Genomic DNA, 19691 nt, shown 5'->3' with positions numbered 1-19691 from the left:
ATGTTCTATTCTAAAAAATATTTCCAAAATTATTTTTTTATCATTCTCGCTTTACTCTTTCTTTTGCCTATACTTTTACCTCTGCAAGCCAGAGCGGAAATTACCTACCCCTATACTTTGGACGAAAAGCCCCAAACTCTTTTTGGCGATAGCGCACAGATAGGTACTTACCTTGGGATGGAAAATTATACCGCAGGTTATTCAGGCGGCTATGCCCATATCACTTTTACCTACACTCACCACCAATGTTGTTTTGCCGGCTACCCTCCGCTTGTTTATATTACCGATGTCGATCCGCAAACTACTTCCACTCCGACAGAAAGGTCTTCCCTTGCCGCTTACAATATTCCTTCATTCAATAATATTGCTACCGATTGGTATTCGTACGATATACAATTTGACGCACTCGGTTATAGGGTCGTAGTAAAACAGCAGGCTGAAGGTAACGAAATATTCAATGAATACAGAAATATAGCAGGCCTCACCGATACCGACTTTGTAGCTATTACAAATCGCTATCCGAGGGATGCTGAAGCGACCGGTGTGTATGCGCTCTCTCTCGCTCCTTTTTCTATTAAAGAAGGGCCAGTTGAGCCGGAAGAAAAAGTTGTAAATCCACTTATTGTCATTCCCGGTATCATGGGCTCAGCTTATAAAAATGCTGAGCTTGTGATCGACCCTATTCTTCATACATATGACGACCTTCTGGCTACCTTTGATCAAAATGGTTATACTCCAGGCCTCGACCTTTTTACTTTTCCATATGAATGGAGGGATTCAAATTTACTGACTGCAAATCTACTGGACGATAAAATAACTGAGGTCAAAAATGCTTGTCTCTCTCAAACTCCCCAAAATATTGATTGTTCCAAAGTCGATATCGTAGCTCACTCCATGGGGGGCCTAGTTGCTCGCGCTTATATCCAATCTCTCGACTACGACTCCGACGTCGACCAGCTCATCTTCCTCGGTACTCCTCACAAAGGTTCACCTACTGATTATCTTCAATGGGAGGCGGGGAAATTTCCACCGGATGTAAACAACATTATGAAAGAATTGTTTTTCGAAGCGGAAGCTCTTAGAAAAGGGTACCCAACAATTTTTGATTATATTCATAACAGGCCGATACTTTCTGTTCAAGAGCTTTTGCCAATATTTGATTATTTGAAGGATGATAATACTGCTACTGTGAGAGCTTATCCAAACAATTATCCTCAAAATGTTTTTCTTGAAAGTTTAAATAATAATATTTCAGCTCTTATAAATTCAGGAGTTGAAGTTACAAACATAGTAGGCGACTCGGGTGAGAATAAAACCATAAATACTATTCGAGTTATCCCTACCGACCATGCCATTTTCTGGCAACATGGAGAGCCGGAAGGATTTGGGGGCGTGATAGGTGACAGTGGTTTAGAAAGAGGAGTGGGGGACAACACAGTTTCTCCGACAAGCTCTGCTTTAACAGGTTTTACCAGTGAAGAAATAGTAGCTTCACATAACAGGATTCCGACAAAATCAGCAAACAGTGTATTCAAAATACTTACTGGTAATGATTCGGTTACAAATATAGACAATGGTTCCGATATTGATCCGAAAGTTTTGATTCTCCAGTTACTCTCTCCGATAGATGTAGTTGTTACTGCCCCTGACGGTAAAAAAATCGGCAAAAACTTCTCCAGTGGCCAAGAATACAATGAAATATCAGGTGCGTTTTATTCTGGATTCCAAACTGATGATGAATACATAACTATCCTTAACCCTATGGATGGTCAGTATAAAGTGGAAGTAAAGGGAACAGGCAGTGGAGGAGAGTATGCAGTGCTCACTAGTTTAGTTTCTGGCAGTGTTTCGGCGACCAAAGAGGTTTCAGGTCTTACCCTACCTAGTCAGGTTACGACCCTGAATGTGCTAGTGAATAATGAAGATATTGGAGAGACAGAGTCGCAAAAAATAATAAATTCAGAAGTTTTGAAGAACGACATTATTAAGGCCTATGATTTGGGTTGGATTACTGATAAAAAATTAAAGGATCAATTGTTGAAGAAAGCCGAAGGTATTATAAAAGTGGAGAAAAGGATAGAAAAAGTTATCGAAAAGTTGCCAAATGGCCAGAGAAAGGAGAAAAGAATTGAGAGACTGGAGCAAAGAGTCGATAATAAAGCGGCTCTGGCCTTGCTGGTTGAACTGAAAGGATATCGTAAGGGTAAAATAAATGAACAGGCGTATAATATTATCAAAGAGGATTTAGAATGGTTATTAAATAATTAACATGAAAAACTTCATTAAAAATATAATTTTATTAGTTGTGGTTCTTGTCTTAAGTTATTTTACTTCAGAGTATTTTGGTAAATTGTATGATTATTTTTCTCCACTCTATGACAGCTCTTTTTTCCCCATTCCTAAGGAAGGCCTGATTACTATAACCGGTGTTCCATTCGCTTATGTATTTTTCCTCATACTTCTTTTCAAACTATTCGCATGGGGAAATAAAAAGAAGTGGATCGGTTGGCTCCTTGTGCCGCCACTTCTATTTTTCGGTTCGGGCGATATCAAACACATCTATTTGCCTATTATCCTCGGCCTCATCGCTTTCTATCTCGGAAAACTCCTTCAACGACTCTTCATCAAAAACTACACCACATAATTTCCAACACCAAGGGGGACCCTTGGTTATGATTTGACTAGAAAATACTTATTGCTAGAATTGTTCTAGAAGCAGTTATCCTGTGTTGAGGAGGCACCATGTTTCAGTTACTTAGAACCGCTCGGGCTAAGAAAACTTCCCGTCGCGGCTTGCAATATCTCGATCGTGAGCATCCTGGCTGGGAAAACAGAATTCCGGCCGATGTGGACATTAGCTCAGGTGAACACTGTGTCGTGGTCCACCTGACTGGCAAACACTACAACGAAGGTATCACAATCCTCGGCATTTCGAACCCGGCTTATCTTGGCTTCTGTGTCTATGGAAGCCCAGGGGATCAGGCCGCCATCGCCGAGTACTCAGTGCTTACCAGCGAATTTCGAGCTGGGCGGGACGATCGTCTCAAACTGAAGAAGCAACAGACTCTTCTGGCAAGTGAGCTCGATCGTCAAGATGTCGAAAACCTCGTCGAAGTCTGAAGGCATATCGTCGCATCAGATTTTGTGCCCGTGGGGAGAGTTCCTCACGGGCACATTTTGTTCTGTAGAAGATGACCATCTACACATATAAAAAGCGAGAGGCGCTGGAGCGCCTCTCTGGAATGGAGTCGGGTGAATGCGAAGAGGGTTTACTTCCGAGTCGTTACTGCAATGTGTTTGACTCGCTCTGTTCCCGTCACTAGAAGATATTCCGGGTCGAGCCACACGTGGTTGATCTCATCCAGGATGTCGGCGATTGAACTGAACTCTCCGAAGAGTGCGTTCCAGGCCGCCCGTTTCTTGGGGCTTTTTCCTCCACGGATCGAGCCTCTGAGATACCTTTTCCGAATTATCGGCTTGACATGCTCTGACCCGAAGATAGCGTAGAAGTATTGGAATCGATCGAGGATACCCAGCACCGGCAAGTTGTCGAACAGCAGATGCCACGCTTCGTGCTTGTAGCGTGCTACCTTGGAGATGTTGCTGTCTGAATTTTCTCCACCCAGGCTTCTCGGTTTCCTATGGTGATGAGTTTCCTCCAGAGGGTTTGGTTTGCGGCGTGGTAACCTTGCTCTAGCTGGTCTTTTTTCGGGAATCTTTTTCAGGATCCCTTTCCTTTTGATTTTCGTACCGCCTCCTTATCGGGACCCGTCAGGATTCCGATTCTGTAACTAGAATACTAATTTTAAATATAAAATCAATACTAAAATAATAAAATGAAATGGCCCCCCACCAGGTTGGTGGGGGGCCAGAATTTGCGGGGCGAAGCGGTAAACGCATTAAAAGAGTTGCTCGATCTCTTCCTTCAGTGTTTCGACACCCGACACGATTGCTCCGGCGATTGCCACGACGTCGAGCTCCTGTATTTTGGGGTTTTCGTCACCAAACCTTCGACAGAGTTGTTCCGGCGAGAAAGTTCTGCTCACGAGCACTCCAGCCAGTTCGTTGTGATTCGTGTCTCTCCAACTTTCTCGGTTCGCTTTTGCGAGGATACAAAACTTTCTCGCGTAAGCGACATACGTGTCTGCAGAGAACATCGACTTCAGTGGATCGATGGCGTTGAAGGCGGTGAGGACAACATCTCCGCCTCGTCCTTGTTCCGTGAGAAAACGGGCCACTACTTCTTCAGAAGTGGCGCCAGTTCTTTTTATGCTTGGGTCAAGCGGCACGGATTGCGTGCTACTACTCATGGGGTATTCTCCTTCCTGACTAGGGTCTAAGGCGGAATTATACACATTTTTTACAAAAAAGAAACACCCCTGGGGTGCTTCGCAGTCTGGACGGCGGTACAACCGGGGAGGTTCTGTACGAGCGTTTGACTTTGAAGCACCCTCTAGAGGTGCGTGTGTTCAGCTACGGGCCGGACACACAGGAGGCACAGTGCAAGGGCCACTGCACCTCTATAATAAACCCATATAAAACATTTGTCAAACCCATTTATAATTCCATTTACAAATAAAAGAGTAGAAAATTACCCCAAAATCTGATAGATTGTCTTGTATTGCTGGCTCGCCCGCCTGCAACGCTATGCAAGCATAAGCGTAGCATTGCGGGCAGGTCTAATGGTAATCTGAATCTATGTTCTTCTATACATATGTTTTGAGAAGCAATAAAGATGGCCATCTGTATATCGGCTGGACAAAAAATCTGTCCAATCGTTTTTCCATGCATTCTAAGGGCGAAGTCTTATCTACAAAAAATCGACGGCCACTAGAATTAGTATATTTTGAAGGGTGTCTATCTGAATCAGCTGCTATAGCTCGAGAAAAGCAACTCAAGACAGGATTTGGTAGACTATATTTAAAGAAAAGAGTTTTTTGATTGCTGGCTCGTCTAACGGTAGGACACATCCCTCTGGAGGATGGTATTGGGGTTCGAGTCCCTGGCCAGCAGCCGCCATTTTTTAACGAACGAGCAAAGCGAGTGACTATAAAAAATGAGCGTCCAATTGTACTCAACTGGGCTGCCAATTTTATTAAGCGTCCCGCAATGTAATATGCGGGGCAAATAGTTTTAGACTAAATATTTTATAAAACGAAACCCGCTACCTTCATGAGGTGCGGGTCGATTTTAAGTTGGGTCCCAGGCGCTCGAGAGCCTAAACAGCGAGGCGTGCAGATCTCCTCGCTAAAAAACATCTCGAGCGCCTTTCGCCCATCGCGCCACCGGGTCGGAGGGGCCGGCAACAACGATCTCGTAAAAAATCAATTAGTGCTGTACTGCTGGCATTATATACCCATCACCAAATTCTGTCAAGGCCGCACAAGTCCTTTCACATATAATCCACCTTTGGTGTTGCAAAATTGACCTGCATTCCTATACTGTTAAAGAAGTACTTAAATCAGCTTAAAGTTCCTTAAGTAAAGAACTTTTTATTAAATTAAAATTTTAACCGAATGAAAAAGACAATAATTTGGATAGTAATCCTAGCCCTCGCTATTTGGGGCATCACAGCCCTCACTGGTGATAAATCTCAAAAAGCCGTCCTCGACGGTCCAGTGAAGATTGGGGTTATATCTCCTCTTACTGGAGATGGCGCTGCCTATGGTGAACCAGGCGTGAATGTATATAAACTGGCCGTAAAAGAAATCAATGATGCTGGTGGTATAGACGGCAACATGATTGAACTTATAATCGAAGATGGTAAGTGTACTGGTGCATCTGCTTCTAGCGCAGCACAGAAACTTGTAAATGTAGATAAAGTGCAAGTGATTATTGGTGGATTTTGTAGTGGTGAATCACTGGCTGCGATTCCAATAGTCGAAACTGCAAAGGTGGCATTATTTTCAGCTGGCTCAAGCAACCCAGGACTTACAGGAAAAAGTCGCTACTTCGCTCGAAACTATCCTGGAGATTCAGCACAAGGTAAGGTTCTAGCAAATATTGCTAACGATCAAGGCGCTAAGACTGTGTATGTTCTAGCTGAACAAACTGATTACGCTAAAGGTATAGCAGATGCTTTGAAGACTTCTTTTGCTGATCTTGGTGGTACTGTGACAATAGAAGAATTTCCAAGTAGTGCTACTGATATGAGACAGTTAGTAACTAAAGCCAAAGCTGCAAATGCTGACTTCTTTATGATGAGTGTGCAAACACCTGCTATGGGTCAAAAGATTCTTAAAGCAATGCAAGATTTACAATGGAAGCCGAAATTATTGGTAAATGATGCAATCCCAGGAGATCCTGCTACCATGTCTACTTATAAAACAACTTTGGATGGAGCTTATACGGCTGAAGTTGGAACTGATGTGGACAATCCGATCTTCAAACATGCTCTTGATCTCTATAAATCTACATATGGAACAGATATGCCTTTCCAAAGTTATGGTCAGATGGAGTGGGATGCGCCATTCATAATTCGTGATGCTATAAAAGCAGTCGGTTATGATGGAGAAAAAATTGCGGATTGGCTTCATAGTGAAGTCAAGAATTGGCAAGGCGCTGCGGGTTCGGTAACTATCGGATCTGATGGTGATCCGCTCGTAGGTCACAGAGCAGAAGTTATAAAGAATGGAAAGACAGAAGTATTGAAGTAGAGTTTAAAGTGAGTTATTTACAAAAACACTTGTCCTGAATAATTGTGAAGGGCGGGTGTTTTTGTTATATTCAGACTAATGGATATTCTGCCGCAACTCATATTCAATAGCATTATTGCTGGAGCCATATATATGATGGTGGCGCTTGGGTTCAATCTTATTTACGGCACAGTAAAATTCTTTGACCTCGGGTATGGAGCGCTCACTGTCGTCGGAGGCTACATGGTTTTTCTTTTTTACAAAAAGCTCGGTTTCGATCTCTCACTTGCTGTTTCCCTTGGCATACTTATAACTGGTACGGTAGGCTACTTGATAAATAAATTTGTTTATAAAAAGTTGCGTGATCGCAAAGCTTCGAGCATGGTCCTCCTCGTGGCCTCTCTCGGTATGCTCACCGTGCTTCAAGCTATTGTGGCCATGATTTTTACCAGCCAGTTCCAAACTCTCTCTATCGGAGGTGGTACTAGTCGTGTATTTGAGCTCTTTGGCGCCATCATTACAGAGGTACAAGCCGTCATCCTCATAAGTGGCCTTATGATCGCAGTTACCCTATCTGTAATTTTGAAGAAAACTCTTTTTGGTAAAGCAGTAAACGCTGTCGCTGATGATGAAGAAGTGGCAAAAATAGTCGGCATCAATACCAATAAAATAATCGCCGCTGTTTTCTTCATCGGCTCATCAATCGCCGGCCTTGCCGGTATCCTTGTTGGCTTCGACACTGGCGTCGAGCCGACTATGGGCCTCTCTCTCCTCCTGAAAGGTATCATCGCTTCCATCATCGGCGGTATCGGAAATATTTATGGAGCGGTTTTAGGAGCTTTTCTTTTGGGCTTCGTCGAAAATTTTGGCATTTGGAAAATTTCGGGGGAGTGGAAGGACGCTATCGCTTTTGGACTTTTAATAATTTTCTTACTATTCCGTCCGCAAGGGATTCTCAGGAAGTAAAAAGTTGGTAAAGTTATAAAGTTTGTAAGGTAAAGATAGAAAAAAGATTATGAAAATAGAAAAATTTGAAGATCTGATTTCTTGGCAGAAAGCACGAGAAGTTTCTTTGCTAGTCTATAAAATCTTTAGAACCAACAAAGATTTTAGTTTTAGGGACCAGCTACAAAGAGCAGTAGTTAGTATTTCAAATAATATAGCCGAAGGGTTTGAGAGAAAGAGTAATAAAGAATTAATGCAGTTTCTATACATAGCCAAAGGCTCATGTGGAGAGTCGAGATCTATGCTTTATCTTGCTAAAGATTTAAGCTATATTTCAAAGGAAGAATTTAATATTTTAATTAATTTATTAGTCGAAATATCCAGATTACTTTCGGGGTTTATCAAAACTTTATAACTTTACACTTTCGACTTTATAACTCACGTATGGAATATTTAATACACTTAGCAATTCTCGCCGGTATTTACGCTATCCTCGGCATGTCGCTCAACCTGGTCGTCGGTTACACCGGGCTAATATCTGTCACTCAAGCCGCTTTTTATGGCATTGGCGCTTATACCACAGCTATCATGATTACTCGCTACGATACCAACTTTTTTCTGGCTCTCCTCCTAGGTATTATTATTTCTGGAATAGCTGGGCTTCTTGTCGGCTATGTTCTCTCTCGTTTCAAAGGCGATTTCTATGCCCTTGGGTCAGTCGGGTTCAACACCATCGTTTATAGCATTTTTCTCAATTATCAAGATTTGACCAGAGGTCCTCTTGGCATCCCAGGTATCGATCGGCCCAGCCTTTTTGGAATATCATTTTCCGATAATCTCCCATTTCTTATTCTTGTCGCACTCACAGCTGTAATATTATTTTACATTTCAAAATTTATTGTCGATTCTTCTTTCGGCCGAGTGCTGAAAGCGATTCGGGAGGACGAAGTGGCCATCCAAATTTTTGGTTATAAAACTCATCAATTCAAATTGGCTATATTTGTGATCGGGGCGGTCATGGCTTCGATCGCTGGCTCTTTCTTTGCCAGCTACATCACTTTTATCGATCCTTCGACCTTTACGATCCTCGAATCCATCTTCATCCTTTCAATTATTATTTTGGGTGGCCTGGCCAATTTGCGCGGTTCTGTCATTGGCGCTATTTTTCTTATCCTCCTGCCCGAAATCTTGCGCTTTGTAGGTTTTCCTTCCGATATTGCCGCCCAAATGCGGGTCTTGGTTTATGGGGCATTACTCGTTATACTCATGTTATATCGTCCGCAGGGACTGGTGGGGGAGTATAAATTATAAATTTCGCAAAATTACATGAAAAAACTAATCCTGTCGTTTGTAGTCGTCGTAGTCCTGGGTCTATTGTGGTGGAATCAGTCTAAGAATAGCGCTGTTCCGGCTACCGGTGAACCGATAAAGATTGGAGGTATTTTCATATTGAGTGGTGAGGGAGCAAGCTGGGGTGAGGCTGCGAAGAATGGTATGGAGCTTGCCATCAAAGAAATAAATGCAGAGGGTGGAATCGAGGGAAAGCCACTGCAGGGAATTTATGAAGATGATGGAAGCGATCCTTCTAAAGCCATAAGTGCTTTCAATAAACTTACTAATTCTGACGGAGTTAAATTTATTATAGGTCCAAATTGGTCTAACACAGGTCTTTCTCTCATTGAGTTAATCAAACAGCATGGTGTTGTGGCGATCTCTCCTTCCTTGGGCTTGCCTGCTTATAATGAATCGAGTGAATATATCTTTAACACTTGGCCCCATGATGAGATTTTGTCAGAAAATCTAGCCCAATATGTCTATGATAAGGGGTATAGGAATGTAGCAGTGTTTGGAGCAAATGATGTTTGGGTTAAAGCCCAAGACCAAGCCTTTATTAAAAAGTTTGTAGAATTAGGAGGAAAGATTGCTTTTTTGTATGAACCATTGGTTACTGAAACTGATGTGATGTCTGAAGTCACAAAAGTAAAGAATGATAAAAGCATTGATGCTATCGTATTAACTGTGGCTGATTACGGTCTTTCCTCTATTGTGCCAAATCGTCTTAAAGAGTTGGGTGTTTCTTTACCAATTTACTCTCTAACCGTTAGTTTTCATGTTATCAATAACTGTGGCAACGCTTGCGAAGGAATGACATTCTTAACTTTCCTTACTCCAACTTCGGATTTTGAGAAAAAGTATAAAGCAGCTTACGATAATCGTGAAGTAGAAATAGGGGCCGATTCTGCTTATGATGCAGTAATGTTGCTTGCTGATGCCTTTAAGAAAACTGGTTCTGTCGATCCTGGTGATGTTCAAGCTTACTTAAATAAAATAGAAAAGTACGAGGGTGCTTCAGGTAGCCTTGTCGCTGACGGCGAAGGTGCTTTTACAAAACCTTACCTAATCAAAAAAGTTCAGAATGGTTTACCGGTAACAATTAAAGAATAATTAATAAAATATGAAAAAAATAATTTGGATTTTAGTGGTAGTAGTTGCGGCAATAGGAATCTGGTTTGGGATTAGTAAAAGACAAGCTCCTGCTGTAGAGGGAGGAACAATTAGGATTGGAGCTGCGCTCGGTTTAAGCGGATTTTGTGCTGATTTCGGTGAAGGAGAAAAGAAAGCAATCGAATTAGCAATCGATGAAGCTAATAAAAATGGAGGAGTAAATGGAAAGACAATACAGTTGATTACGGAAGATACTTTCTGTGATGGTAAAGGTACAGCGAGTGCTGTGCAGAAGCTTATTAGTGTGAACAAAGTTGAAGTAATTCTAGGGCCAACATGGGGCGATAGTTTCCAGTCCGGTTTCCCGATTGCTCAAAAAGCGGGTATCGTTTCTATATCTCCTTCTGCCGCTATGGAGGCTTTAGAATTTACGGGAGCTTCTAATGATCGGGTATATTCCACCTGGTTCCCTCAAAGAAGTGAGATAGAATTTCTACAAAAATATGCTGTGAGGAAAGGTGTAAAAGAATTTGTCGTTCTGTATGAGAATGACCCTTTTACAGAAATGATGGCAAAACTATTTGAGTCCGAAGCAGTTAAAGTTGGTATAAAAATAAGTCATTCTGAGGAAACGACTCTTGGAGCTGATGACTATAGAACTGTTATCGCTAAAGTAAAGGCTTACCCAAATGCAGCTGTATTTATTTCTTTCATTGCTCCGGAGATTAAGGCAAAGTTTTTGAAACAGTTCAAAGAACTTGGATTAAAAAATACAGTATTCAGCTCTGCTGATATTGAAAACCAGGCTTTGCTTGATTCTTTTCCAAAGGTGCTTGAAGGGGTAGTGTTTGGATCAGCAAAAATAACAGGCAACACTGTTGATTTCGTAAATAAACACAAAGCTAAATTTGGTACAGAACCACAGGGTGCTGCGGCCGGGCAAGCATACGATGCGGCTAATATATTGATTGAAGCATTAAAGAAAGGTCCTGTATCAGACTTGAATACAAACATAACTAAAGTTTCTGTGCCCGGTACTACTGTAAAGGAAGTTAAATTCAATGATAAACATCAAGTTGTTGGGGGAGGCTACACTCTAAAAACAATCAAGGACGGTCAGTTTGTCGATCTAAAATAATATTAAAATATGAAAAAAGTAATCCTATCATTCATAGCAGTCGTCGTACTCGGTTTACTTTGGTGGAATCAATCTAGCAACAAAGCTCCAGCTACCGGTGAACCGATAAAGATAGGGCAAATGTCGGGATTATCGGGTGTGGGAGCTGATATCGGGGAAGAAGAGAGAAATGGGGCTTTGCTTGCAGTTGAGCAAATCAATAAGAATGGGGGTGTGGGTGGCAGGCCGATCGAGATGATTTCGGAAGATACACCTCCTTTTGATTTGAAAGTGGGAGTATCTGTAGCTGAAAAACTTATTACTATCGATAATGTTCTTGCTATCGTAGGGCCACAGTGGGATGGTCAAGCCGAAGTCATAGCAGGTATTGCTGTGAGTAAAAAAGTCCCTGTCATAAGTCCAAACGCTTCTACTGACATTGAGTCAAAAATTAATTCTCCCTACTTTTTTACTACTTGGCCTGATAACGAGGTGGGTATTAAAGAATTATTGAAATTTGCGCAAGGTCGAGGTTGGAAAAAAATTGCAGTTATTCAACCTGCGAACTTCAGTTTCTGGCTTTACACTACAACTCTCCTTGAAAACAATGCTCCTGATTATGGGATTGAAATTGTGTCAAAAGAAATGGGGACGGATTTTAGTGTGGTGGATTACAGGACTCTTATCACCAAAACTAAATCCAAAAAACCTGATGCAGTTTTTGGTTCCTACGCCGATTTGGAATGTGTGTTCCTAAAACAGTCGAAAGATTTGGGACTGGAAGTGCCACTGCTTTCCACTGAATCAGCGGGCACGCCTAAAGCTCTCGAAGAATGTCCTGCCCTTATGAACGAAAGGTTGTATTTTGCTACTCCTAGCCAAAGTCATGGGTATGAGGAGTTTTCGAAAGCGTATGAAGAAAGATTTGAACATAAGCCAATTTCTCCTTCCGCTGTTACTGCCCACAATGCTGTTTCTGTATTGGCAGAAGTTATGAGGAAATTAGTTGATTCTGAAGAGGAGCTTACGAGAGAAAATATTAAAAACTATTTAGAAACGGTAAAGTTTGAGGATGCCATATCGATGCCTTTCATTGAATTCGATGGAAAAGGTTTTGTGGTGACTCCTCCTGAAGCATTCGAAATGCAAACAGTAAAGGACGGTAAGTTTGTTAAGATTAATTAAAATATGAAAAAAATAATTTGGATTGTAGTCGTGGTGGTAATAATTCTGGGTTTGGTATGGATGAATAAAAAGAAAGAGCCTGTTTCCGGTGAGCCGATTAAAATAGGGGCTATTATTTCGGAGACGGGTTTTGCGTCGGCTTTTGGTGAAATGTCGAGGTATGGCATCGAAATGGCGATGAAAGAAATAAATGATAAAGGAGGTATGAATGGAAGGATGGTGGAAGTGATTTACGAAGATGATAGGACTGATCCGAAAGCGGCTGTTGGTTCATACCAAAAACTCACAAGTGTTGATAAAGTTGATGCTATTATAGGAAGTAACTTTGATTTTGTTACTCAACCGATATTTGCGATAGCGAAAGATTCGGGCACTGTTGTTATCTCTCCTTCAAATCCTCGCATAGCAGGAGTGTTCGATACCAATAGCCACAGTTTTGTAATGATGAGCGACTTCTCTAAAATTATCTATTCTCTCGAATCGTATCTTTCTAAGAGCGATTACAAAAAACTTGCTGTGGTGCATTTTGATTCTGGGTTCGGAGCGGAGATAGTTAAAAATCTTTCTGAAATAAACAAAAAATTAGGTAAGGGCGAAGTGGTGGACGAAGCTTACAAACAAATAGGCAACAATGATTTCCGTACCATCATCTTAAAATTGAAGCAGGCAAATGTGGATATTGTGTTTCTCGACATGGTAACGATTGATCCTGTTACCTTTATGACCCAATCGAAACAGCTCGGTTTTAAGCCTCAAGTGGTTACTTACGACAGTGTCAAGGACTCTTTAGCGATAGAAGGGACTGATAAAAGTTTGTTTGATGGTGTCGTAGTTTTGAATTGGAATGTTACTCCAGAGAGCTTCGATAAGAAATTTAGGGAAATATATAAAATCGAACCAGCCAATTCGGTAAACAGGGCTTATGATGCTCTTTATATCTTAGCCGAAGCTGTATCAAAAGCTAAAGATAAATCAGAAGTACCTTCTCTTCTTGAAAACACAAAATTCAAAACTCCAAATGGTACATTCCAATTCAGTGCTGAACACGCTTCTCTCAATACCCCGACTGCAATCCAAACAATCCAAGATGGTAAGTTTGTTCCTTTGAAGAAATAAAGAATTAAGAAAAGCCGACCCCTAATGGACGTCGGGTCGGCATGATTTCGCCAAATCAAATGTCAACACTTTCAACAAATAAAATTACTAAACACTTTGATGGAGTGTATGCCGTGGATGGGCTTTCGTTGTCCTTTGAGCCAGGGAAGGTGACGAGTTTGATAGGGCCGAATGGTAGTGGTAAATCGACTCTCATCAATACGATTACTGGCATACATCAAATCGATGGAGGAATGGTACTCGTGGGCAGAGATACAGTCCTTTCCAAAATCAGGCGGTACGATGTCCCGACCTACGAAATCACGCGCACCTTTCAAGATGTGAGGCTTTTCGAGCAGATGACAGTACTCGACAATATTTTAGTAGTGCTCACGGAAAGAAATACTACAGAAGCTTTGTTCGAAAAACACAAAACATTTCACTTAGAAAAGGCAGAGGAGGTGTTAAATCGTGTAGGGTTGTGGAACCCTCCTTCGCATAAAGCTTCGGGCGGGCAAGTAAAACAGAATGAGCTTGCAGCGAACCTTTCATATGGTCAGCGCAAACTGCTCGAAATCGCCCGTATTCTAGCTATGACTCATTCGCCAACAGGGGAGGCGAAAATATTTTTCTTCGACGAGCCTTTTGCCGGCCTTTTCCCCGAGATGGTAAAAATCGTCAGTTCTGTTATAAAAGAGCTAAAGGAAAAAGGTAAAACCGTGATCCTAGTCGAACACAATATGGACCTTATCCGCGAATTGTCCGACCATATTTTTGTCTTGGATGCAGGCAAGTTGTTAGCTGAAGGTAAACCAGAAGAAGTCTTGGCCAGAAAAGATGTAATTGAGGCATATTTGGGGGAGTAGATCACATCCATAAACTTCTTAAGGTTATCAACCGCTTTTCCTTGACAAAGAAGCTACTTTAGCTACAATAGCTACTATTATGAGTCAAATAGTTTTTACAGCTAAAGAAGCAAAAAATAACTTTGGACGACTTCTTGACGAAGCTCGTCGTTCTCCAGTTGCTATACAAAAAAATGGCCGTAAAGTTGCTTATGTTCTATCAAATGAAAACTATGCTGATTATGAGGATTTTGAAGCGATCATTGATGCTTATTGGGGAGAAAAAGCAAAAAAGGCAGCAAAAGGTGGTTATTTGACGGTAGCTCAAACTGAAAAATTATTAAGATCGGCTCTTAATGTTAAGCGTTAAATTTTCAAAATTAGCATCAAAGTTTTTTAAAAAGTTACCGCCAAAACAAAAAAGGTAGGTATCTGTAAAGGCTCTAAGTCTCAAAGATGATCCATTGCCTCCAGATAGTAAACCTCTAAAAGGATACTCAGGTTACTTTGCTACTGATATAGGAGAATATAGAATTATCTACACAATTTTAGAACCAGAAGTTAGAGTTGAGTTAATTGGTAAAAGAAATGACGATGAAGTATACAGAAAGTTTAAAAGACTTTTTTAAGCCTACTGTTTACATATTTTACTTTTTTGATAGTATGGAACTAATTAATCAAGATCGTAAAAATAAATATGAATAAAAAATTAGCTTGGATTTTGGTTGTGGTGATTGTTGTTATAGGGTTGGTTTATTTTTCTAAAAAACAGCCTGATTCTACAGAAAATACACAACCGATAAAGGTTGGAGTAATTCTTCCTCTTACTGGAAGTGTTGCTGTTTCTGGAGAAAAACTTTTACAGGGTGTGGAACTCGCCAAGGCTGAATTTGATCCTGCAAAAGTTACTTTTATCGTCGAGGATGATCATACTGAAACATTAGATGGAGTCACCGCTGCAAAAAAACTTCTAGATGTAGATAAAGTAGATGTGCTTTTAGGACTCTATGTGCCCGATGAAGTCGTAGCTGTTTCTCCAATGGCAAAAGAAAAGGGCGTAACAATTTTCTCTGCTTCATATTGTTCGGATGCGTTTAAAGATTTAGAGAATGTTTTCTGTGGCTATCCTGGTGCCGTTGATCAACTTAAAACTGTTTTGCCTGAAATCAAAAAGCAGAATGTGAAGACTGTCGCTTTGATAAATACCAATGATGACTTTGGTATAAATTCTCGAGATGGGATGGTCGCTCTATCTAAAGATGGAGGTTATTCTGTTGTAATAAATGAACTCGTACCTTTTGAAAGCAGAGATTTAAAAACTCAAGCAGATAAGGTAATTGCCTCGAAAGCTGATGCTGTATTTATGGCGAGTGGCGATACTTCGCAGGCCTTCACTCTCATGAAGATTTTGAAAGAAAGAGGGTATAAAGGTATGAGGATTACTTTTGTTGACCTAAATATGCAAGCAGTAAAAGATTTTGGTTCCTCAATAGAAGGCACTTTTGCGCCTGGTATTGCTCCTAATCAATTCAGTACAGAGTTTACTTCAAAATATAGCGTTAAGTATGGAAAAAACCCTGAAGATTACGTAGTAGCTCTTGGATATGATATAACAAAAGCAGTTGTCTCTATGATTCAAAAATCAGGATTTGATTCGAAGGATTTTGTATCACAGGCTAAAAAATTCAACTATGAAAATCCAGCTATAAAAGGATTTGGTTATCAGGATGATAGATCAGTAACTTTTGCTCTTGAGCTCTGGACTCTAAAAAATGGTCAGTATATAAAGGCAGAATAGTGGATGCAAAAAGAGGTACTCTTAAAAATTGAAAATGTTCATGTTCACTACGGGGGCGTCCGGGCGCTCGCGGGGGCGAGTGTGGAGGTGGATGAGGGGGAGGTAGTAGCCCTGATGGGCCCAAATGGGGCAGGGAAATCGACGGTACTGAAGGCTATATTTGGACTCGCGCCTATTGAAAGTGGCAAAGTGTTGTGGCATGAACATGAAGTAAAACCGGTATCGCATGAAATGGTGGAAAGAGGCATCTCTTTCGTCCCTCAAGGCCGAAGAGTTTTTAAACATCTGACTGTTAGAGAAAACTTGGAAGTGGGTGGATATGTAATAAAGGATCAGAAAGAGATTAAAAAAAGAATAGAAGATGTATTGGAGCTTTTTCCGATGCTCCGATCAAAGCTGAAAGAAAAGTCGAGTTCGCTTTCTGGTGGTCAACAGCAAATGCTCGCTATCGCTCGCGGGCTTATCGTTGACCCTAAAGTGCTTCTCCTCGACGAACCATCACTCGGCCTCGCTCCCAAAATTGTGAAAGAAGTTTTCCAAAAAATAAAAGAAATAAATGAAAAACGTCGAACGGCAATCGTCGTAGTCGAACACAATATAAAATCACTACTCGAAATCGCCAGTCGGGCTTATGTGCTTGATAAGGGGAAGGTGGTCGTCTCTGACACTCCCTCTACTATCATAAACAGCAACATTCTTGAAAAAGTTTTTCTGGGGAAAATGTGATAGAATCGAGCTATTAAAGATAAAAGATAAAGAATGAAATCATTAATTTGGGTTGTAGTAGTTTTTATAGTAATAGTGGGCGCTCTCGTTATTTTTAATGGAAGTTCTAGCTCTTCCTCGCAGTTTTCTCTCACCGAAGTAAGCCCCTCCGACCATGTAAAAGGCCGAACTGTAGATACAGGCGCTTCTTCGACTGTAGTTCTCATAGAATATGCCGATTTTCAGTGTCCTGCTTGTCGTTCTTACTATCCGATACTTCTAGAACTATCTCAAACTTATAGCGATAAAGTAACTTTTGTTTATCGTCATTTTCCACTAAAACAAATCCATTTCAATGCTGAACCTGCAGCTTGGGCTTCGGAAGCGGCAAGTAAACAAGGCAAGTTTTGGGAAATGCATAACCTACTTTTTGAAAAACAAAATGAATGGTCAAGTGCTTCAGATTTGAAAAAAGTTTTTGGCGACTATGCTGTCCTTATCGGTATCGACAAAGAACAGTTCCTTGCCGACCTTGATTCTGGTGAGGTGAAGGATATCGTCAAATCTCAAAGGGAAAGCGCAGTCAAAAATGGTTTCAATGCTACTCCTACCTTTGTCTTGAATGGAGAAAAATTGGACAGCCCTCAGAGTATCCAGGCTTTCAAACTATTGATCGACAAAGCTTTAAAATAGATGAAAAAGACTGTAATCCTGATTTTACTCGTTGCTTTGGCTGTTGGTGGAGCTGTTTATTACTTCAGTCCCTCTGAAGAGGAAGAGAAAGTAGGCAGTCTAGTCTACAAAGATTTGTTACAGATAGATTCTCCTTTAGCAAATCAAGAGGTCACTTCACCAGTCAGAGTATCAGGTCAGGCAAGAGGGATGTGGTATTTTGAAGCCTCTTTCCCAGCTGAAGTGTTAGATGAAGATGGTACTAGCCTCGGCATAACTCCGATACAGGCTGAAGGGGAATGGATGACGGAAGAATACGTACCTTTCTCGGCCGAAATTTCCTTCGATAAACCTAAAGGTGAAACCGGCATTATAATTTTCCATAAAGATAACCCATCAGGCCTTCCTGAAAATGAAGATTCAGTAAGAGTCCCAGTACGTTTTAAGTAGAATAAACATAATTATATGGAAGGAGTTACATCAAATAATCATGTTCCAGAAAGAATTAGCGAACCATTTTTGACTCTGTTATGGGATGAATACGAAATTCCTGGTAACCCCCCCCTCCAGGGAAGTGTCGCTGAACAACGATTGAAGAGTGTTTGTGAAAGATATGCGAACGCTCTTGATTCTGGAGTCAGGCACCATGCCAAGACTTTAGATTTTAAAAGATCAGATACTAGTCAGAGACAACTTCATAACGAACTTGCCTTGATGCTTTTAGGTAGGCAAAGATCAGGAATGGAAATAAGTACTGCCGAACACATAGCTCAATTTGCCTTTGAATATGCTAGAGGGTATAAACTGAAAGAAGGAGAAGCATTCAAAAGGGAATAGAATATAAATGGAAAACCGGCAGCCCTTTTGAACTGCCGGTTACTTCGTAACGCATGAGAACCTATAGTTTCTGAACAGGAGTGAACTAAGATACGTTCCATCACCATTCGATTCCAGGTCTTTTTCAACGCTTGATTCTGCGTGAGTCCGCAGGATCTTAAATTCATCCTCTGTCACTAGGTATACTTCTTTTTTATCTCCCCAGCTTGAGAGCTGGGAAGCTACGATCTGTTCAGGTGTCATCCTTTTGCAATTATAGCACAGAGCCTATTTAGTGTCAATTTTGGGTAGGAAGGCGAGGCCGAGAGCGGGGAGGATGGCGAGGAAGGCGAAGGAAGCGCTGTAGGAAAAGGAGGAAACGATAGGAATGGTGATGAGAGGCACTATCATATATGCGAAAGGTCGAAGCATCCGGAAAATACTGATGATGCCAGTATCATGGGCTTTCACATGTTTGAAGAAATAACTTTCGTTTGAAATTTCGACTAGGCTTGCCCCCATACGAGTTATAAAAAGCACGATAGCCCATACAACCCAATTACTGGAGTGGATAAAAGGAATGACGAAAGTGGAAAGAGCCATGACACTGAAGCCTATGGTGAGCATCTCTTTTTCTCCAAATTTTTTATCGGCCAAAAGCCCAGCTGGCAGTTCGAATAAGAGGAAAGGTAGGAGCATGATAGAAAGAATAATACCTATGGTGTGCCAACTAAAACCCATTTCATTACTTAAAACCAAAGGTAGGTAGATAACCATCCAGGCATAAAATGCGTTTAGTAAAAATTGACAGATAATAGTGCGAGTTTTATCCCCCCCTTTCAAAAGAGAATGAAAAACTAGTAGAGCATGACTAGTATGTCCGTCTCTAAATTTTGTATTTTTAAAGAAGGGTAGAATGATAAGAAAAACAGGGATGAGCGCTAAGCTTGAAAGGTAGTAGACATTCTTGAAATTACTATCGTCGACTAGTAAAGCTAAAGCGAGAGGCGCGCAAACCCAGGCTATATTTTGAGCGGTGAGGAATAATCCGCGTCGGCCACCGGTTGAGCCTTCTTTTTTTGTTTCTTCTTCCAGGGCGATATCAAGGCAAAAATAAAGTACTGATTCAAGGCTTTGATAAATAAGGAAGAGGCCGAGGATCAAAATACCGAGCTCTGTACTACCTATACCGAATACGATGAAAGCTTCAGCGATGATAAAAAAAAGGAAACTGTAAACATTACCCAGTTTTCTAAAAAGGAATGGAGTAAGGAAGAGCATCAGGATGCTACCAGCCGAGCCTATAGCATATATGATGTTTAGACTACTACCACTTACGAATTTACTTAAAAGAGAAGAGTTTAGGTACACTATCGAAGCGTAGTGGATCGAAAGTAGGAACCCGCACACATATATTAACTTCAGTCGCATGC

Annotated in this window: 22 protein-coding genes; 19 read left to right on the top strand and 3 right to left on the bottom strand. The window is 41.1% G+C overall.

Going from position 1 to position 19691, the window contains the following annotated elements; all coding sequences use genetic code 11:
* The 3 genes from VJH67_00980 (at window position 1) to VJH67_00970 (ending at window position 3120) form a co-directional block, all read left to right on the top strand.
* The gene (locus VJH67_00980) at window positions 1-2268 is read left to right on the top strand and encodes a hypothetical protein (protein HEY4515745.1); all 2268 of its coding nucleotides are present in this window, start codon (window positions 1-3) and stop codon (window positions 2266-2268) included.
* A gap of 1 nt (window position 2269) precedes the next feature.
* Complete coding sequence (locus VJH67_00975) at window positions 2270-2644, top strand: hypothetical protein (protein HEY4515744.1); 375 nt, start codon at window positions 2270-2272, stop codon at window positions 2642-2644.
* 98 nt (window positions 2645-2742) lie between these two features.
* Window positions 2743-3120: a hypothetical protein gene (locus VJH67_00970; GenBank protein HEY4515743.1), complete on the top strand. Its 378-nt coding sequence runs from the start codon at window positions 2743-2745 to the stop codon at window positions 3118-3120.
* Between the two features lie 779 nt (window positions 3121-3899).
* On the opposite strand, the gene VJH67_00965 is transcribed toward VJH67_00970, so the two are convergent.
* Window positions 3900-4310 (bottom strand): hypothetical protein, encoded by a 411-nt coding sequence (locus VJH67_00965; GenBank protein ID HEY4515742.1) that lies wholly within the window; start codon window positions 4308-4310, stop codon window positions 3900-3902.
* Between the two features lie 388 nt (window positions 4311-4698).
* Between VJH67_00965 and VJH67_00960 the strand changes: the two genes are divergently transcribed.
* The 16 genes from VJH67_00960 (at window position 4699) to VJH67_00885 (ending at window position 18279) form a co-directional block, all read left to right on the top strand.
* Window positions 4699-4941, top strand: a complete 243-nt coding sequence (locus VJH67_00960) for a GIY-YIG nuclease family protein (GenBank protein ID HEY4515741.1) — start codon at window positions 4699-4701, stop codon at window positions 4939-4941.
* A gap of 575 nt (window positions 4942-5516) precedes the next feature.
* The gene (locus VJH67_00955) at window positions 5517-6656 is read left to right on the top strand and encodes an ABC transporter substrate-binding protein (GenBank protein HEY4515740.1); all 1140 of its coding nucleotides are present in this window, start codon (window positions 5517-5519) and stop codon (window positions 6654-6656) included.
* A 78-nt stretch (window positions 6657-6734) separates the two neighbouring features.
* A complete protein-coding gene (locus VJH67_00950; GenBank protein HEY4515739.1) occupies window positions 6735-7601 on the top strand; it encodes a branched-chain amino acid ABC transporter permease in 867 nt (288 codons plus the stop codon).
* A gap of 49 nt (window positions 7602-7650) precedes the next feature.
* On the top strand, window positions 7651-7995 hold the full coding sequence (locus VJH67_00945) for a four helix bundle protein (protein ID HEY4515738.1): 345 nt from the start codon (window positions 7651-7653) through the stop codon (window positions 7993-7995).
* 29 nt (window positions 7996-8024) lie between these two features.
* On the top strand, window positions 8025-8891 hold the full coding sequence (locus VJH67_00940) for a branched-chain amino acid ABC transporter permease (GenBank protein ID HEY4515737.1): 867 nt from the start codon (window positions 8025-8027) through the stop codon (window positions 8889-8891).
* Between the two features lie 15 nt (window positions 8892-8906).
* A complete protein-coding gene (locus VJH67_00935) occupies window positions 8907-10025 on the top strand; it encodes an ABC transporter substrate-binding protein (protein HEY4515736.1) in 1119 nt (372 codons plus the stop codon).
* Between the two features lie 10 nt (window positions 10026-10035).
* Complete coding sequence (locus VJH67_00930) at window positions 10036-11163, top strand: ABC transporter substrate-binding protein (protein HEY4515735.1); 1128 nt, start codon at window positions 10036-10038, stop codon at window positions 11161-11163.
* 9 nt (window positions 11164-11172) lie between these two features.
* Window positions 11173-12327 (top strand): ABC transporter substrate-binding protein, encoded by a 1155-nt coding sequence (locus VJH67_00925; protein HEY4515734.1) that lies wholly within the window; start codon window positions 11173-11175, stop codon window positions 12325-12327.
* A 3-nt stretch (window positions 12328-12330) separates the two neighbouring features.
* Window positions 12331-13443 carry an ABC transporter substrate-binding protein gene (locus tag VJH67_00920; protein HEY4515733.1) on the top strand — a complete coding sequence of 371 codons (1113 nt, stop codon included), beginning with the start codon at window positions 12331-12333 and terminating at the stop codon, window positions 13441-13443.
* A gap of 59 nt (window positions 13444-13502) precedes the next feature.
* The gene (locus VJH67_00915) at window positions 13503-14288 is read left to right on the top strand and encodes an ATP-binding cassette domain-containing protein (protein ID HEY4515732.1); all 786 of its coding nucleotides are present in this window, start codon (window positions 13503-13505) and stop codon (window positions 14286-14288) included.
* Window positions 14289-14367: 79 nt separating this feature from the next.
* Window positions 14368-14637 carry a type II toxin-antitoxin system Phd/YefM family antitoxin gene (locus VJH67_00910; GenBank protein ID HEY4515731.1) on the top strand — a complete coding sequence of 90 codons (270 nt, stop codon included), beginning with the start codon at window positions 14368-14370 and terminating at the stop codon, window positions 14635-14637.
* Window positions 14638-14964: 327 nt separating this feature from the next.
* Window positions 14965-16065 (top strand): ABC transporter substrate-binding protein, encoded by a 1101-nt coding sequence (locus VJH67_00905; protein HEY4515730.1) that lies wholly within the window; start codon window positions 14965-14967, stop codon window positions 16063-16065.
* Between the two features lie 3 nt (window positions 16066-16068).
* Window positions 16069-16791: an ABC transporter ATP-binding protein gene (locus VJH67_00900; GenBank protein ID HEY4515729.1), complete on the top strand. Its 723-nt coding sequence runs from the start codon at window positions 16069-16071 to the stop codon at window positions 16789-16791.
* A gap of 33 nt (window positions 16792-16824) precedes the next feature.
* Window positions 16825-17463 (top strand): thioredoxin domain-containing protein, encoded by a 639-nt coding sequence (locus VJH67_00895; protein HEY4515728.1) that lies wholly within the window; start codon window positions 16825-16827, stop codon window positions 17461-17463.
* Window positions 17464-17892, top strand: coding sequence for a Gmad2 immunoglobulin-like domain-containing protein (locus VJH67_00890; GenBank protein HEY4515727.1), 429 nt, complete (start codon window positions 17464-17466; stop codon window positions 17890-17892).
* A gap of 15 nt (window positions 17893-17907) precedes the next feature.
* The gene (locus tag VJH67_00885) at window positions 17908-18279 is read left to right on the top strand and encodes a hypothetical protein (protein ID HEY4515726.1); all 372 of its coding nucleotides are present in this window, start codon (window positions 17908-17910) and stop codon (window positions 18277-18279) included.
* Between the two features lie 39 nt (window positions 18280-18318).
* On the opposite strand, the gene VJH67_00880 is transcribed toward VJH67_00885, so the two are convergent.
* Window positions 18319-18522, bottom strand: a complete 204-nt coding sequence (locus tag VJH67_00880) for a hypothetical protein (GenBank protein HEY4515725.1) — start codon at window positions 18520-18522, stop codon at window positions 18319-18321.
* Window positions 18523-18546: 24 nt separating this feature from the next.
* Entirely contained in the window at window positions 18547-19689 is a 1143-nt protein-coding gene (locus VJH67_00875) for an MFS transporter (GenBank protein ID HEY4515724.1), read from the bottom strand.
* Between the last annotated feature and the right edge of the window lie 2 nt (window positions 19690-19691).

The organism is Candidatus Paceibacterota bacterium (genome assembly GCA_036517255.1).
Classification (GTDB): domain Bacteria; phylum Patescibacteriota; class Minisyncoccia; order Phycocordibacterales; family WO2-35-19; genus DATDXE01.
Note: the sequence above shows the minus strand (reverse complement) of the source record. Positions and strands in the feature narration are given on the sequence as shown.

Excerpts from the sequence above, each read along its gene's own strand:
- VJH67_00980 (HEY4515745.1), top strand. The coding sequence starts at position 1 with ATGTTCTATTCTAAAAAATATTTCCAAAATTATTTTTTTATCATTCTC.
- VJH67_00975 (HEY4515744.1), top strand. The coding sequence starts at position 2,270 with ATGAAAAACTTCATTAAAAATATAATTTTATTAGTTGTGGTTCTTGTC.
- VJH67_00970 (HEY4515743.1), top strand. The coding sequence starts at position 2,743 with ATGTTTCAGTTACTTAGAACCGCTCGGGCTAAGAAAACTTCCCGTCGC.
- VJH67_00965 (HEY4515742.1), bottom strand. The coding sequence starts at position 4,310 with ATGAGTAGTAGCACGCAATCCGTGCCGCTTGACCCAAGCATAAAAAGA.
- VJH67_00960 (HEY4515741.1), top strand. The coding sequence starts at position 4,699 with ATGTTCTTCTATACATATGTTTTGAGAAGCAATAAAGATGGCCATCTG.
- VJH67_00955 (HEY4515740.1), top strand. The coding sequence starts at position 5,517 with ATGAAAAAGACAATAATTTGGATAGTAATCCTAGCCCTCGCTATTTGG.
- VJH67_00950 (HEY4515739.1), top strand. The coding sequence starts at position 6,735 with ATGGATATTCTGCCGCAACTCATATTCAATAGCATTATTGCTGGAGCC.
- VJH67_00945 (HEY4515738.1), top strand. The coding sequence starts at position 7,651 with ATGAAAATAGAAAAATTTGAAGATCTGATTTCTTGGCAGAAAGCACGA.
- VJH67_00940 (HEY4515737.1), top strand. The coding sequence starts at position 8,025 with ATGGAATATTTAATACACTTAGCAATTCTCGCCGGTATTTACGCTATC.
- VJH67_00935 (HEY4515736.1), top strand. The coding sequence starts at position 8,907 with ATGAAAAAACTAATCCTGTCGTTTGTAGTCGTCGTAGTCCTGGGTCTA.
- VJH67_00930 (HEY4515735.1), top strand. The coding sequence starts at position 10,036 with ATGAAAAAAATAATTTGGATTTTAGTGGTAGTAGTTGCGGCAATAGGA.
- VJH67_00925 (HEY4515734.1), top strand. The coding sequence starts at position 11,173 with ATGAAAAAAGTAATCCTATCATTCATAGCAGTCGTCGTACTCGGTTTA.
- VJH67_00920 (HEY4515733.1), top strand. The coding sequence starts at position 12,331 with ATGAAAAAAATAATTTGGATTGTAGTCGTGGTGGTAATAATTCTGGGT.
- VJH67_00915 (HEY4515732.1), top strand. The coding sequence starts at position 13,503 with ATGTCAACACTTTCAACAAATAAAATTACTAAACACTTTGATGGAGTG.
- VJH67_00910 (HEY4515731.1), top strand. The coding sequence starts at position 14,368 with ATGAGTCAAATAGTTTTTACAGCTAAAGAAGCAAAAAATAACTTTGGA.
- VJH67_00905 (HEY4515730.1), top strand. The coding sequence starts at position 14,965 with ATGAATAAAAAATTAGCTTGGATTTTGGTTGTGGTGATTGTTGTTATA.
- VJH67_00900 (HEY4515729.1), top strand. The coding sequence starts at position 16,069 with ATGCAAAAAGAGGTACTCTTAAAAATTGAAAATGTTCATGTTCACTAC.
- VJH67_00895 (HEY4515728.1), top strand. The coding sequence starts at position 16,825 with ATGAAATCATTAATTTGGGTTGTAGTAGTTTTTATAGTAATAGTGGGC.
- VJH67_00890 (HEY4515727.1), top strand. The coding sequence starts at position 17,464 with ATGAAAAAGACTGTAATCCTGATTTTACTCGTTGCTTTGGCTGTTGGT.
- VJH67_00885 (HEY4515726.1), top strand. The coding sequence starts at position 17,908 with ATGGAAGGAGTTACATCAAATAATCATGTTCCAGAAAGAATTAGCGAA.
- VJH67_00880 (HEY4515725.1), bottom strand. The coding sequence starts at position 18,522 with ATGACACCTGAACAGATCGTAGCTTCCCAGCTCTCAAGCTGGGGAGAT.
- VJH67_00875 (HEY4515724.1), bottom strand. The coding sequence starts at position 19,689 with ATGCGACTGAAGTTAATATATGTGTGCGGGTTCCTACTTTCGATCCAC.